14 protein-coding genes are annotated in these 12,689 nt (G+C 32.7%); 2 read left to right on the top strand and 12 right to left on the bottom strand.

Features of this window, described 5'->3' with window-relative positions:
- Nucleotides 1-5: 5 nt before the first annotated feature.
- Together J2S15_RS08170 and J2S15_RS08165 are read right to left on the bottom strand one after the other, a co-directional pair.
- The gene (locus tag J2S15_RS08170) at nt 6-140 is read right to left on the bottom strand and encodes a hypothetical protein (protein WP_307407171.1); all 135 of its coding nucleotides are present in this window, start codon (nt 138-140) and stop codon (nt 6-8) included.
- 12 nt (nt 141-152) lie between these two features.
- Nucleotides 153-1,367 carry an HD domain-containing protein gene (locus tag J2S15_RS08165; RefSeq protein ID WP_307407169.1) on the bottom strand — a complete coding sequence of 405 codons (1,215 nt, stop codon included), beginning with the start codon at nt 1,365-1,367 and terminating at the stop codon, nt 153-155.
- A 73-nt stretch (nt 1,368-1,440) separates the two neighbouring features.
- Between J2S15_RS08165 and J2S15_RS08160 the strand changes: the two genes are divergently transcribed.
- Entirely contained in the window at nt 1,441-2,463 is a 1,023-nt protein-coding gene (locus J2S15_RS08160; RefSeq protein WP_307407167.1) for a Gfo/Idh/MocA family protein, read from the top strand.
- An 8-nt stretch (nt 2,464-2,471) separates the two neighbouring features.
- On the opposite strand, the gene J2S15_RS08155 is transcribed toward J2S15_RS08160, so the two are convergent.
- Complete coding sequence (locus J2S15_RS08155) at nt 2,472-3,125, bottom strand: class II aldolase/adducin family protein (RefSeq protein WP_307407165.1); 654 nt, start codon at nt 3,123-3,125, stop codon at nt 2,472-2,474.
- A gap of 202 nt (nt 3,126-3,327) precedes the next feature.
- Here J2S15_RS08155 and J2S15_RS08150 point away from each other — a divergent pair, with 202 nt between their 5' ends.
- Nucleotides 3,328-4,353 (top strand): hypothetical protein, encoded by a 1,026-nt coding sequence (locus J2S15_RS08150; RefSeq protein ID WP_307407163.1) that lies wholly within the window; start codon nt 3,328-3,330, stop codon nt 4,351-4,353.
- A 130-nt stretch (nt 4,354-4,483) separates the two neighbouring features.
- Here J2S15_RS08150 and J2S15_RS08145 read toward each other — a convergent pair whose 3' ends face one another.
- The 9 genes from J2S15_RS08145 to J2S15_RS08105 form a co-directional block, all read right to left on the bottom strand.
- Nucleotides 4,484-5,866, bottom strand: coding sequence for a hypothetical protein (locus J2S15_RS08145; RefSeq protein WP_307407161.1), 1,383 nt, complete (start codon nt 5,864-5,866; stop codon nt 4,484-4,486).
- Nucleotides 5,867-6,412 carry a GNAT family N-acetyltransferase gene (locus J2S15_RS08140; protein WP_307407159.1) on the bottom strand — a complete coding sequence of 182 codons (546 nt, stop codon included), beginning with the start codon at nt 6,410-6,412 and terminating at the stop codon, nt 5,867-5,869.
- Between the two features lie 84 nt (nt 6,413-6,496).
- Nucleotides 6,497-7,522, bottom strand: coding sequence for an ATP-dependent Clp protease proteolytic subunit (locus J2S15_RS08135; RefSeq protein WP_307407157.1), 1,026 nt, complete (start codon nt 7,520-7,522; stop codon nt 6,497-6,499).
- Nucleotides 7,523-7,553: 31 nt separating this feature from the next.
- Nucleotides 7,554-8,990 carry a glutamate--tRNA ligase gene (gltX, locus tag J2S15_RS08130; RefSeq protein ID WP_307407156.1) on the bottom strand — a complete coding sequence of 479 codons (1,437 nt, stop codon included), beginning with the start codon at nt 8,988-8,990 and terminating at the stop codon, nt 7,554-7,556.
- On the bottom strand, nt 8,983-9,471 hold the full coding sequence (gene ispF, locus J2S15_RS08125) for a 2-C-methyl-D-erythritol 2,4-cyclodiphosphate synthase (RefSeq protein WP_307407154.1): 489 nt from the start codon (nt 9,469-9,471) through the stop codon (nt 8,983-8,985). The genes gltX and ispF overlap by 8 nt, the downstream gene beginning before the upstream one ends.
- 17 nt (nt 9,472-9,488) lie before the next feature.
- The gene (locus J2S15_RS08120; RefSeq protein WP_307407152.1) at nt 9,489-9,932 is read right to left on the bottom strand and encodes an ASCH domain-containing protein; all 444 of its coding nucleotides are present in this window, start codon (nt 9,930-9,932) and stop codon (nt 9,489-9,491) included.
- 130 nt (nt 9,933-10,062) lie between these two features.
- Entirely contained in the window at nt 10,063-11,421 is a 1,359-nt protein-coding gene (locus J2S15_RS08115) for an MATE family efflux transporter (RefSeq protein WP_307407150.1), read from the bottom strand.
- Between the two features lie 97 nt (nt 11,422-11,518).
- Nucleotides 11,519-12,190 (bottom strand): nitroreductase family protein, encoded by a 672-nt coding sequence (locus J2S15_RS08110; protein ID WP_307407149.1) that lies wholly within the window; start codon nt 12,188-12,190, stop codon nt 11,519-11,521.
- A gap of 12 nt (nt 12,191-12,202) precedes the next feature.
- A complete protein-coding gene (locus J2S15_RS08105; protein ID WP_307407147.1) occupies nt 12,203-12,595 on the bottom strand; it encodes an ArsR/SmtB family transcription factor in 393 nt (130 codons plus the stop codon).
- Between the last annotated feature and the right edge of the window lie 94 nt (nt 12,596-12,689).

Genomic DNA, 12,689 nt, shown 5'->3' with positions numbered 1-12,689 from the left:
GACGATTATTCTTTATCTTTTTTTCTTCTGCGAACTAAAAATAAAATTAATAGAACAACAATTACTGCTGCTGCGATAATTGTGATAATTGCTAACATATTAGCATTAGTAGTATCACCTGCAATTAATAAATCAAACATGAAGTATCCTCCTTAATCCATCTTTGGAAAGAATATTTTTCTATCTTTCTTAATATCGCCTTTCACAAGGGATTGAACAATTACACTCTTGCAAGATAACTCTGCAATGTTATTGTCCTCACCTAATACCCAAATCACATGACCTCGTTTTTCACCATATGGTTTATATGGGCTTTGAGACGTCGTATCTATTATACAATAATAATCAAGATCATACCCATGATTTTCTAATTTTTTTATAACTTCTTGAATTTGTGATTCATCATAAATCGTTTCATATTCAAATAATCTACGGTTTAATAAACGCTTCGCAAGATCACTTACAATCTCATCTTCATCTTTTGTAAGTAAGCCAATTCCATAAAGAGCTGCACTTTCATCTAAATAGAAATGATCTTCTATACTAGGTTCTCCACTTAAGAAGGGAAGAAACATCTCAATTTTCTGCAGTCTTTGTGGTCCTTGTTGATAAAGATAACGTAATCGTTCAAATATCTTTGTCAGTATCATCTCATAACTTCTACATACTGGATGATAATATACCTGCCAGTACATATGATATCTTGCCATAATGTAATCTTCCACACTATGAATACCTGATTCTTTTACCAATAGTTTCCCATCTTTTACTCGTATTGTACGTAAGATTCTTTCCAAATCAAATGCCCCATAACTGGTACCAGTAAAATAGGCATCACGTAACAGATAATCCATTCGATCTGCATCCAACTGGCCAGATATGATTTGATTTAATAAATCATTTGGATGGTTATAGCTAATAATACTTGAAATAATTTCCGGTAGGTTTGGATCTGCCTTTACCAGTACTTCATGAATCTCACTATCTCCAAGAATAATTCTTGAAGAAAACTCTTCATGAGGAATTGGACAGATACTCTCAAACGCATGTGAGAAAGGATAGTGTCCAACATCATGCAGTAATCCAGCAATCATTACATATACTTTTTCATCTTCACTTAAATACTCTCTAATATCGCGTATTTCATGAACCATTCTTCTAACGATTTCATACACTCCAAGTGAGTGTGAGAATCGTGAATGTTCTGCAGTATGATAAACCTGGAAGTCTCCACCTAACTGATGAATTCTTCGTAGTCTCTGAAATTCTTTTGTATCAATCAAATCCCAGATAATCTGTAAACTTACATGGATATAACCATGTATAACATCACGCATTACTTTTGTTTCATTGGTTCTTTTCAGCATATTATCACTTCCTATTGTAATTTCAGTATATCACGGATATTATAGTATAGTATAGAAAAGAAAGAGGTGTCTTATGAAAATTGGTACTATTGGCAGTGGAATGATTGTGGATCGCTTCATTCAAGCGATTGAGATGACAGAAGGGGTAGAGTTAGTAGCTGTTTATTCTCGTGGTGAAGAAAAAGCGAAAGAATTTGCTCAAAAGCATAATGCTAAGAAATATTATGTAGATATGGATGAGATGTTAGCAGATCAAGAAATCGATACGATTTATGTTGCTTCTCCAAACTCTCTACATTATCCACAAACCTTAAAAGCATTGCAGGCAGGGAAACATGTAATTAACGAAAAACCATTCACATCAACATTGGAAGAGTGTGATATGTTAATTCGTACAGCGAAAGAAAACAATGTGTTCTTGTTTGAAGCAATTACTACCCTTCACCTTCCTAATTACCGAATTATTAAAGAAAACCTAAAAAATATTGGAGATATTCGTTTAGTAACATGTAATTTTTCTCAATTCTCTTCTCGTTATGGAAAATATAAAAACCATGAACAAAGCAATGCGTTTGATCCTGCATTCTCTGGAGGAGCGATTATGGATATTAATGTATACAATATCCACTTTACAGTTGGTTTGTTTGGTAAACCTAACAGTTATGAATATCATCCAAACATTGGATACAATGGAGTAGATACAAGTGGGGTTATGATTATGAAATATGATAATTTCATTGCTACCCTGATTGGTGCGAAAGATTCATCTAGTGAATACTTATGTTTTGTTCAAGGAGATCAGGCAAGTATTAAGATGAGTGGAGGTTCTACAGGTGTTTGTAAGAATGTTGAAATCATTCCACTAAAAGGAGACCAGATTGGTGTTACTAACCCTGTTGATTCATCAAATAATATTGGAATTGAACAGGCAATGCATATGACATATGAAGTAGAAGCATTTAGAGATATTGTTAATAACAACGATATGGATAAGTACAATGCATTACTTCAACACACAAGAGATGTTATGGAAATCATCTCAACATCAAGAATCAAAGCTGGAGTTCACTTCTCAGCAGACAAAAAAAGCGTTTAATACGCTTTTTATTTGAATTTGCTTGGGTATTTCCATGCATCTAACTCTTCTTGAGTAAATGGATTAATATCTGAACCATCACTTATTGTTAAGGATAAATGATATAGCTTTGCAATTTCTTCCAGATATACTGCTTTTAAATATGCATCATCCATATCTTTACCAACGGTTACCGCACCATGCTTTTCTAAAAGAAATACATCTGCTTCCTTACATACATCAATCACACTTTGCGCTAATTCAATTGTCCCAGGTCTTCCATAAGGCGCAATAGGAACATATCCTTTTGTTAGTTTTAGTACACCGCATTCATATACAATTGCTGGTATTTTCTTATTTAAAATTGCCATCGTCGTAGCATAAGAAGAATGCGTATGCGCAATTGCATTGATATCTTTTCTTTGTTTATATATTTCCATATGAACAAGGGTTTCACTACTTGGTTTTAAATTTGATTTATTCTCTATTATAGTTCCATTTGTATCCATAACAATCATATCGTCATAAGATAATGTTTCTCGATCAACTCCACTAGGAGTAACTACTATATAGTTTGTTTCTTTATCCAATATAGAGAAATTACCTGACATATGAATACATAAGTTTTCTTTTTGTGCTTTTTTAGCAACTAAACAGACATTCTTTTTTTGATTTTCTAACATTGTCTTTGCCTCCATTAATAAAATGAAAATCTTATAATATGCATCTATCTTTCTACTCTTATCATACACCAGTTATCATACGAATCAAATAGTTAAGACATTCAATATCATTTAAACATCTTAACATTACTTCTTCAATCATAACTATCATAGTGTTAAGATGGATATATTTATGTTATGATAAAGTTATGGTGGTGATTTAATGTTACATAAAAATGAAGTTGAACTTAGATTAAAAAACTTAATGCAGTTTGATAACATAAAAGTATTTGAGCCTTCAAAGCAGGATTTATCAAATTTAAATCTAGTACTTAAAAATACATTTAAAATATATGTTGTAGAAATAGGTGAAACTAATTATATGTGTTTACAACCTAGTATCGATAATTGTGATTTTAGAACACTAACAAAAAGATATAGCATTTATCAGGAACTAGTAGACAATAATTGTTTTCTTTTATTTGATGGGTATATAGGAAGATATAAGAAGCAGCTTTTGAAACTTCGTATTCCTTTCGTCATGGGAGAAGAAAATATGTTTCTTCCTTTTCTTGGATTGTTATTGACAAAAGAAAAAGAGAAATCAAAAGAGATTACCACTTTTTCTCCAATTGCTCAGCAAATTGTTTTATCTGCCATATATTTTAACTGGCATGAAAAGTCTAGTATTTATATAGAAGAATATTTAAAAGTATCTCGAATGAGTGTAACAAGAGCTTTCAATGAAATAGCCTCTACACAATTAGCTACTTTATCAAAAAAGAATAGAACTCTAAACCTAGTATTTAATACTCACGGATACACGCTTTTTGAGAATAGCTTTTCTTATTTTACTTCTCCTATATATAAAACTTTTTATATCGAAAAAGACATGATTGGAAAACTTCAAGATATAAAGATTTCTGGATTAAACGCACTCTCATACTATGGTGAAATCAATCCTGAAATATATAACATTTATGCAATTAGTAAGATTGATTACAACAACCAAAAAAATAATAATATTTTTAGGAATTTATCACAAAATAATCTAGATATAATTAGTGATACTACAAATGTGATTCAAATTCTAAACTATATAATTAAAGACAAGTTATTTGATAAAGCTATTGACCCAATCAGTGCATATTTAAGTTTATCAAATGAAGATCAGCATGATGTACGCATAGAATTAGATTTTAAAGAATCACTCAAGCAGATTGTAAATAAAACTAAACTTAAGGAGTGAGCTTATAAAAATGATTAGAGGATTAAATATTTTCAAAACGTATTTTAAGGAGTTTAAAGATTCATATGTTCTTATTGGAGGAAGTGCAACTACTTTCAATTTAAAAAGCGCTCAAATGAGCGCTTTGCCTTTACTTATGATCAATTGAAAGTGAATCAATTTTTCCATCATACAGTGTAATGTATACCATATCATAGTAGTTATCACCATAATAAGAATAAGATTTAAAATACGTTGAATCATAAAGATCTGTGTATTCTTTATAAATACTATTCAGTTCATCTTCACTCATACCAATCTTAACTCCACCTGGTAATGAAAAATCTAAATCTGTTATATATTCATTATTCACTTCAACTCCAATCACAATACAGTCTGTGATTGCTTTTTCTTCTTTACTGTCATTGTAGAATGATAATGAAATAACATCACCTTTTTCATTCACAATATCTATATAATATTCTGTAGACTCTGCAGCTACTTTAATGCGTGAATCAGAAGAACTGTCAATTTCCCAACCTGCTGAAGTAAATTCACTGTAAGCTACAGGTAATTTATATGTTTTTTGGTTTAATGTAAATTCAAAACTTTGCCAAGGTCCAGTAGGATTTTCCACTCCTTCTATGTATGAATAATCATCATCATAGTCATAATCATCATCGTCATTATAACCAATTGTTGCATCTGCTAATTCATCAGGAATCTCAATATCGTCTACTTCATTATAGTTTTCAAATGTGAAATTCATTGTGAACTCATCAATAGCCATATCCATGCCCATCATTTGCGAACTAAATTCTTCACTCTTCAGTACTTCATCCATTACCGATGTTAAGTCCACCGAAATACTTGCTGGCAATCCCGAATCTTGATAAAACTGAGCTTCCAGCACAATATCTGTATCTTTAAAGTTTAGTCCTGTAAATAAAGATGCGGATGCATTATCTGTAGCTGAGAAAAGTGACATTGCTTCATCCAATGTATCACCATCAATTTTACCTTCAATAATTTCTGTTTTAGACTTATTTACTTCCCCTGTTCCTGTATGCTTAAGGTTTTTTGCTGATTTGAATCCTTGCCAAAAAGTTTTTGAATTAATCATCGTAAAATTTACATATCCAGTATCACCAATTATCCAATCACCATCATCTGTCTTACTGTATTCTACTAATTCACCTTCTTCTTTTACAAGATACAACTCAATATCCGCTTCTTCACTCATACCGAATGTTGAAACTGTTGTACTTCCAGTACCATGAGAAATCTGTTCATCAATAAGTTGATCAACTTTTAGCGACATCCCCATATTTGCGCTAATACTTGTTTCGCCAGAAGACACTGACATATCCATAATCATTTCCATATCAGTTGTCATTGATTCTACATCTTTTAATTCTGAAATAGCTCTATCAATAATTTCTTCTGCATCCTTCCCACTTCCACATCCTGCCAATACACTCACACTTAGAATCAGAGCTAAAAACCCTGAAAATAATCTCACTCGCTTTTTCATTTATTCCCTCCACAAGTCATCTTTTACTTTTTCATATCGTTCCTTATCCATTAAGTATTCTACATCATCCAGCTCAACTCCATCATAACGACGGGATGCATAACGAAGTGTTCCTTCATATACAAATCCAAGTTTAGAAATTACATTTTTACTCTTCTCATTAATAGAGAAATGAACAACACTTACTCCATTTAATTTCTTTTCTTCAAATGCATATATCAATACTCGTTTGCTAGCTTCAGTAGCGTAACCATTTCCCCAAAACTTTTGTCCAATCCAATACCCAAGTGACTTAATACATGGATTCAGTCGCTTGGTATCCGGACTCAGTCCAACTGCACCAATCAATTCATTTGTTTCTTTTAAGAAGATTGCATACTGATCATCCTGACAAAAGACTGTTTCTATAATCTTTCTTGATTCTTCAACTGATTTATGTGGTGGCCACCCTGCATTTGTTCCCACATTTATATCTTTTGCCAGTTCGTATAACTGCTTCGCATCTTCTATTTGAAATGGTCGTAATACTAATCTTTTTGTTTCCATATCTACCTCTCTATTATTAATACTGCCGATTTATAGAAAAGGTTTCACACTACACAATTCTCTCTCATTCATAAATCTAATGATTTATGCCATATAAACGATACTGTGGTCTAATTTTCCATCACTAACTTCATTCTTGTGCCAGTAACTTTCATCGTTTAATACTTGCCAACGACGTTCCTCTTTCAAGTATGACCAGTCTTTATCATTTTGGAAATACAATTGAATATTTCTTGCTTCTAAAATATTTAAGATTTGATTATCATGATAGTTAAATTCATCAAAATCCGTAAATGCTTTACTTCCCATTTGCGAATATAAATTATTCAAATCAAGCAATAAGTCATGTGTTTCCTGTTCCATTTCACTTGCTTCTAAACCAAGTTCTTTTACTTCTTTTAATACAATTGGATACGAATGTGATGGATAATCATTGTTTAAACGTTCACTAATGATTTTACATCTCTCTTTATCATTTAAGTGATAAGATAAAATTTCTCTACAAATCTTAACTGATAATGAACTTGAACGATCCAGTGATCCAATTACTAGTGGATGTACATATTTATACAACTCCTGGTAATGGTTAACCTGCCCACCATTTTCATCATCTTTCCATAATTTTGTAATTCGCTTAATTTCATCATGTGCAATTCTAACTTTTTGATTATTCACCGTATCAAGTGGTGATAGACGGTGCACGGTTGATGAATCAATTGGTGTTAAATAAGCTAATGGACCCATATGAATTTCATCTGCTCCCAGTGCCATCAATGTTGCTGATGAAGCTGATTCAAGAGGAATCAGTGCCAATACATTTTTGTTGTAGTTACGAATAATGTTTACAATACGTAATGCTGACTCAACATCTCCACCTTTTGATTTAATAAACAATGCTACTTTTTCATTTCTTCCAATTTTATTAAATAATTCATAAAATGCCAGTACATCGTTTCCACAAACTCCACCATTATAAGAGTTCCAATATACTACCAGTGGCATTCCTAATTTCGCTTCCAGTTTATCTAAGATTTCTTGTGTTTCCTTAAATAATACTGGAGGCTGTTTAATCTTAATTTCCTTCTTTACTTCATTATTGTTTTCATCCATAATTTGCTCCTCCATAATTTATAATGAAAATCTATTTACTCAAACGATCCAATACGTAATCTTTTCCTAATAATTCAATTGTTTGAGTTAAATCCGGTCCATGTTCCTGAGCAGTTACACTCACTCGTAATCCCATGAAAAGTGGTTTTCCCTTAATTCCTGTAGCCTTTTGTGTAGCCTTTAACGCAGCTTTAATATTTTCTGCAGTCCATTCTTCTACTTCTTTTAGTTGGTTTGCAAACTCTGCCTTTACAATTGGTGTCGTTTCCCAACTCATAACTTCTTTACCATCTTCATCCAATGTGTAATCATCTTTGAAGAACAATGAAGATATTTCTACGATTTCTTTTCCATATGACATTTGATCATGATATAACGCAATTAATTTATTAACCCATTCATCACTATAGTTACTTAAATCATATGCTTCCTCCAAGAATGGTTTTGCTAATGGAATTACTTCCTCTAATGGCAATGCTTTCATGTAGCGATTATTAATCCAAATAAGTTTATTTTTATCAAACATACTTGGTGATTTTGATAAACGCTTTTCATCAAATATTTTAATTAACTCTTCTTTTGAGAAAATTTCTTCTTCACCTTCTGGTGACCATCCTAATAGTGATAAGAAGTTAAACATTGCTTCTGGAATATATCCTTCATCTTTGTATTGTGATACAAATTGCATAATACTTTCATCACGCTTACTTAGCTTCTTATGATTTTCATTTACAATCAATGTCATATGTCCATATGTTGGAGGTGTTAATCCAAGCATTTCAAATATCATCAATTGCTTTGGTGTATTTGATAAATGTTCTTCACCTCTAAATACATGAGTAATTCCCATACGGTGGTCATCAATAGTAACTGCAAAGTTATACGTTGGAATTCCATTTGACTTCACAATTACCCAATCACCAATATCTTTTGATTCAAATGATACTTCACCACGAATCATATCTTTAAATGTATAAGTTTTTCCTTCTGGAACCTTTACACGAACTGTGTATGGTAAACCAGCTGCTTCTTTTTCTGCCACTTCTTCTGCAGTTAAATGAGAACATTTACGATTATACATTGGAGCGACTCCAAGTTTTTCCTGACGTTCTTTTTCCTCAGCTAATTCTTCAGCTGTACAGAAGCACTTGTATGCCAATCCTTTTTCAATTAATTCATCTACATAGCCTTTATATATATCCAAAGCTTCCATCTGACGATAAGGTCCACATTCAGGATTTGGATGGAATGGTGATTCATCAGGAACAATACCTAACCACGCCAAGTTTTCTAGCTGTGACGCTTCTCCACCTTCAATATTTCTTTCAATATCTGTATCCTCTAAACGGAAAATAAAATCTCCATCATAGTGCTTTGCAAACAGATAATTAAATAGCGCTGTTCTCGCTCCACCAATATGCAAATGTCCTGTTGGACTTGGTGCATATCTAACTCTTACTTTATTCATTTTCATTTCTCCTTCTTAATAATGTAACACATTGAGCGACCACGCCTTCGCCTCTGCCGACAAAGCCAATTTTCTCTCCACGTGTTGCTTTTATACTTATATTTTGAATATCTGTATCCAATACCCTTTGAATGTTTTCACTCATCTGATCAATATGCGGTGCCATCTTTGGCTGTTCAATCAGAATGAGAGAGTCAATATTTTGGATTTCATATCCTTTATCCTTCATCATCTTTACAACTTCACCAAGAATCTCAAGTGAAGAGCGCCCTTTGTTTTCATCACTTGTATCAGGGAAGTGTGTTCCTAGATCTTTCAGTGCAAGAGCCCCAAGAATCGACTCGGCAATTGCATGACATAATGCATCACCATCCGAGTGGGCTTCCAAGCCAAACTCGGCATCAATTCTAACACCACCAAGGGTTATAAACCTTCCTTCACAGAAGCGATGAATATCTGTAGACTGTCCTATTCGATACATACGATTCTCCTCAATTTCTATTTATATACAACTTCAAATTCTTCAAATACAACATCCATATCTTCATCGAAGCTATAACCGAGTTGCTTTCCTTCTTCTGTAAAGAAATGGGTATGACTTTTCTTCCATGACTCAAGACTGTCATCTTCACCTTCTTTACTGCAGAGCTCAAATGTCATATCTTTAAATTTCAGGTTATGTATTTTTGTAGTTTGAATAACACAACGAGGATTTCCATCCCAATCCGTAATAATACTGTAATCCCCAGGCTTTGGTACTGTTTCATCCTTAAACGCCAAAAGACTACTACATGTTGCTTTCTTCTGTCCGATTAACACCAAGTGCAATAACTCATTTGCAACTCGCTCTGTTAAATCAAAATGAAACACATCTATATAGGTAGTATTTTCATCTAAATTGTTCTTTTTTAGGAATTGATTCCAATATTTTTCGATACTCATAAAATTTCCCCTTAATCTTCCTTATTATATCATGTTTAAGTAACCCCTAAAAGAGCGAAAGCAGGCATTCTATGGCTATTTTCATCACTTCGCATTTAAAAATATCGAAATCAAAAAAAGAGATGTAATTTTACACCTCTTGAACAATCATTGATATTTCATTTCGATAAATCTTAATAAAGAAATAAACACATAATGATAATGATACAACTTCAGCTATCGGATAGGCAAACCATACAATGTCAATATTTTCACTTCTTGCCAATAAGTAAGCAACTGGAAGTAAAACAATCAGTTGTCGTACTGCCGAACTAATTAGACTCAACATTCCATGACCCAATGCCTGAAACACTGTAGATAGTAAAATTCCTACTGCAGCAATCACAAAGTGAATACTGATAATCCTTAACCCAATCACACCAATTTCTAACATTTCCTTTGAAGGGTTAAAGAAACTCAATAACCATTCTGGGAATAATTGAAACAGTAGCGTTCCAAAAATCATAATACCAATTGCATAGATACATCCTAAACGAATTGTCTGAATAATACGGTCTGGTTTTCGTGCTCCATAGTTATAGGAAACAATCGGAATAATTCCATTGTTCATTCCAAAGATAGGCATAAATACAAAACTTTGCAATTTAATATATACACCACCAAAGAAAGCAGCAGCGCTCTTTGTGAATCCCATTAATATCTGATTCATTCCATATGACATAATCGATCCAATTGATACCATAATAATCGATGGAACACCAATTGCATAAATCTTACGAATAACGTGTAGATTTGGTTTGTATTTCTTAAAGTTAAAATCTACATCATGGTTATATTTCATATTAAATATAAATGCAAGGATTGCGGCAATAATCTGGCCTAGTACGGTTGCGATTGCAGCACCTTCAATTCCAAATGCTGGAATTGGTCCAAATCCAAAGATAAAAATTGGATCAAAAATGATATTGATGATTGCACCTAATCCTTGTGTTGTCATAGTAAACATCGTTCTTCCTGTTGCCTGCAGTAATCTTTCAAATGCAATTTCTAAGAAGATTCCTACTGAGAAAATCGAACAGATACTTAAATAACTAACTCCTAATTCAGTAATCTCTGCACCTGCATCCTGCATTTCAAAATAGAAACGAGTTCCAAAGAACCCAAATATCAGAAATACAATTGCACTGATAAACAATACAAGTACTCCACTAGTGGCTACTGTATTCGATTTATCAAATTCTTTTCTTCCAAGGTATCGAGATAACAATGCATTAACTCCAACCCCTGTTCCTGTTGCAATTCCAATCATTAAATTCTGAATTGGAAATGCTAATGATACTGCAGTCAGCGCTGCTTCACTTATCTGCGAAACAAACATACTGTCTACAATATTGTATAATGCCTGAATTAACATTGATAACATCATTGGTAATGACATTGTAATCAACAATTTATTGATTGGCATCGTCCCCATTTTATTTTCTTGCATACACTCTCCTCATTACTTTACGTTACGCCATTATATCAAACTTTGTACGTATAGTCACAGGTTTTTTTATGCAATTGCTAAAATGTGAGTAAACGTGCTATTTCCAAGTATATTGGGCATCTTTTGCACCTACTTCAAAATGATATTTCACAATTCCCATATCGGTTTTCGAATAGATACCTGAGCCACTTGTCAATTCTACCATTCCATTATCATAATGAAACTTAAACTTCTGTTGATTTCTGGCTGTCGGAGCTAAACTTGCAGCTTTCACACCATCAAGAAACCATTGTGGTACATCTGAAGATGCAGTATAAAAATTAGTTACTTCTCTTTCTTTATGAGCATAACCTTGGTTTTCTCCATATCCTAATGAAATTACCATCAGTAACTTTTCTCCACTATTAATATTAATGACTTTTTTGGTTTTTCTTTTATTAAAACTTATTGCTACCCAACATGTGTTTAAACCTAATTGTTGTGCTTTTATTACAATCTTTTCTCCATAATATCCTGCCAGTTGTTCTAACTCATTATTATCTTTACCAACAAGAGCAATATAGTTATTTACATTTTCAAATTTTCCATACTTTGCCAACATACTTTGAAATGCAGTTGGTTCATCATAGTTAATTTGAATATTCATTCCACTTTCACGATTACATTCATCCATGAAACTAGTTAACTCTTTACGTGTTGTTTCATCTATTTTCTTATCTAAATACTTTCGTACTGAATGACGATTTTGTATTGCTTCTAATAATTCCATTGTTTATTACCTCTAGTCTTCCTCTTTTGCAGGGCATACTAATCCGTTTTCAGAATGATAATTAAATGCAGTTATAATTTTATCAACATGTGAGAATAACCCAATAACCGAAGCCCATCGATCAGATTCACTACCCATATAATAAAAGTTCATAGTACCTCTTTTATACATCCCAATCAGTCTAGCATCTTTTAAAATACGTAAATGATGCGAAGTGGCTGGCCTGGATAATCCAATATGACTGGATAATTCACCTACACGCATACCACCATATTTCTTAAGTAACATCATTATAATAGACTGACGATTTTCATCACCGAGTGCTACAAATATTTCACGGCAATCATCTAGTTCTTTTGACAAACTACCCATCTCACCAGTAAGCTGATCTAATACTTTTTCCACAATTATCACCTCTTTAGAATTTATTCGTCGAATAATTTAAACCCTAGAACCATTATACAATATGTTTATTAAAATAGTTCATTGGTAAAGAAAT

The sequence above is a fragment of the Breznakia pachnodae genome (assembly GCF_030814225.1).
Classification (GTDB): Bacteria; Bacillota_I; Bacilli_A; order Erysipelotrichales; family Erysipelotrichaceae; genus Breznakia; species Breznakia pachnodae.
This window is presented reverse-complemented; position numbering and strand designations above follow the sequence as displayed.

Excerpts from the sequence above, each read along its gene's own strand:
- J2S15_RS08170 (WP_307407171.1), bottom strand. The coding sequence starts at position 140 with ATGTTTGATTTATTAATTGCAGGTGATACTACTAATGCTAATATGTTA.
- J2S15_RS08165 (WP_307407169.1), bottom strand. The coding sequence starts at position 1,367 with ATGCTGAAAAGAACCAATGAAACAAAAGTAATGCGTGATGTTATACAT.
- J2S15_RS08160 (WP_307407167.1), top strand. The coding sequence starts at position 1,441 with ATGAAAATTGGTACTATTGGCAGTGGAATGATTGTGGATCGCTTCATT.
- J2S15_RS08155 (WP_307407165.1), bottom strand. The coding sequence starts at position 3,125 with ATGTTAGAAAATCAAAAAAAGAATGTCTGTTTAGTTGCTAAAAAAGCA.
- J2S15_RS08150 (WP_307407163.1), top strand. The coding sequence starts at position 3,328 with ATGTTACATAAAAATGAAGTTGAACTTAGATTAAAAAACTTAATGCAG.
- J2S15_RS08145 (WP_307407161.1), bottom strand. The coding sequence starts at position 5,866 with ATGAAAAAGCGAGTGAGATTATTTTCAGGGTTTTTAGCTCTGATTCTA.
- J2S15_RS08140 (WP_307407159.1), bottom strand. The coding sequence starts at position 6,412 with ATGGAAACAAAAAGATTAGTATTACGACCATTTCAAATAGAAGATGCG.
- J2S15_RS08135 (WP_307407157.1), bottom strand. The coding sequence starts at position 7,522 with ATGGATGAAAACAATAATGAAGTAAAGAAGGAAATTAAGATTAAACAG.
- gltX (WP_307407156.1), bottom strand. The coding sequence starts at position 8,990 with ATGAATAAAGTAAGAGTTAGATATGCACCAAGTCCAACAGGACATTTG.
- ispF (WP_307407154.1), bottom strand. The coding sequence starts at position 9,471 with ATGTATCGAATAGGACAGTCTACAGATATTCATCGCTTCTGTGAAGGA.
- J2S15_RS08120 (WP_307407152.1), bottom strand. The coding sequence starts at position 9,932 with ATGAGTATCGAAAAATATTGGAATCAATTCCTAAAAAAGAACAATTTA.
- J2S15_RS08115 (WP_307407150.1), bottom strand. The coding sequence starts at position 11,421 with ATGCAAGAAAATAAAATGGGGACGATGCCAATCAATAAATTGTTGATT.
- J2S15_RS08110 (WP_307407149.1), bottom strand. The coding sequence starts at position 12,190 with ATGGAATTATTAGAAGCAATACAAAATCGTCATTCAGTACGAAAGTAT.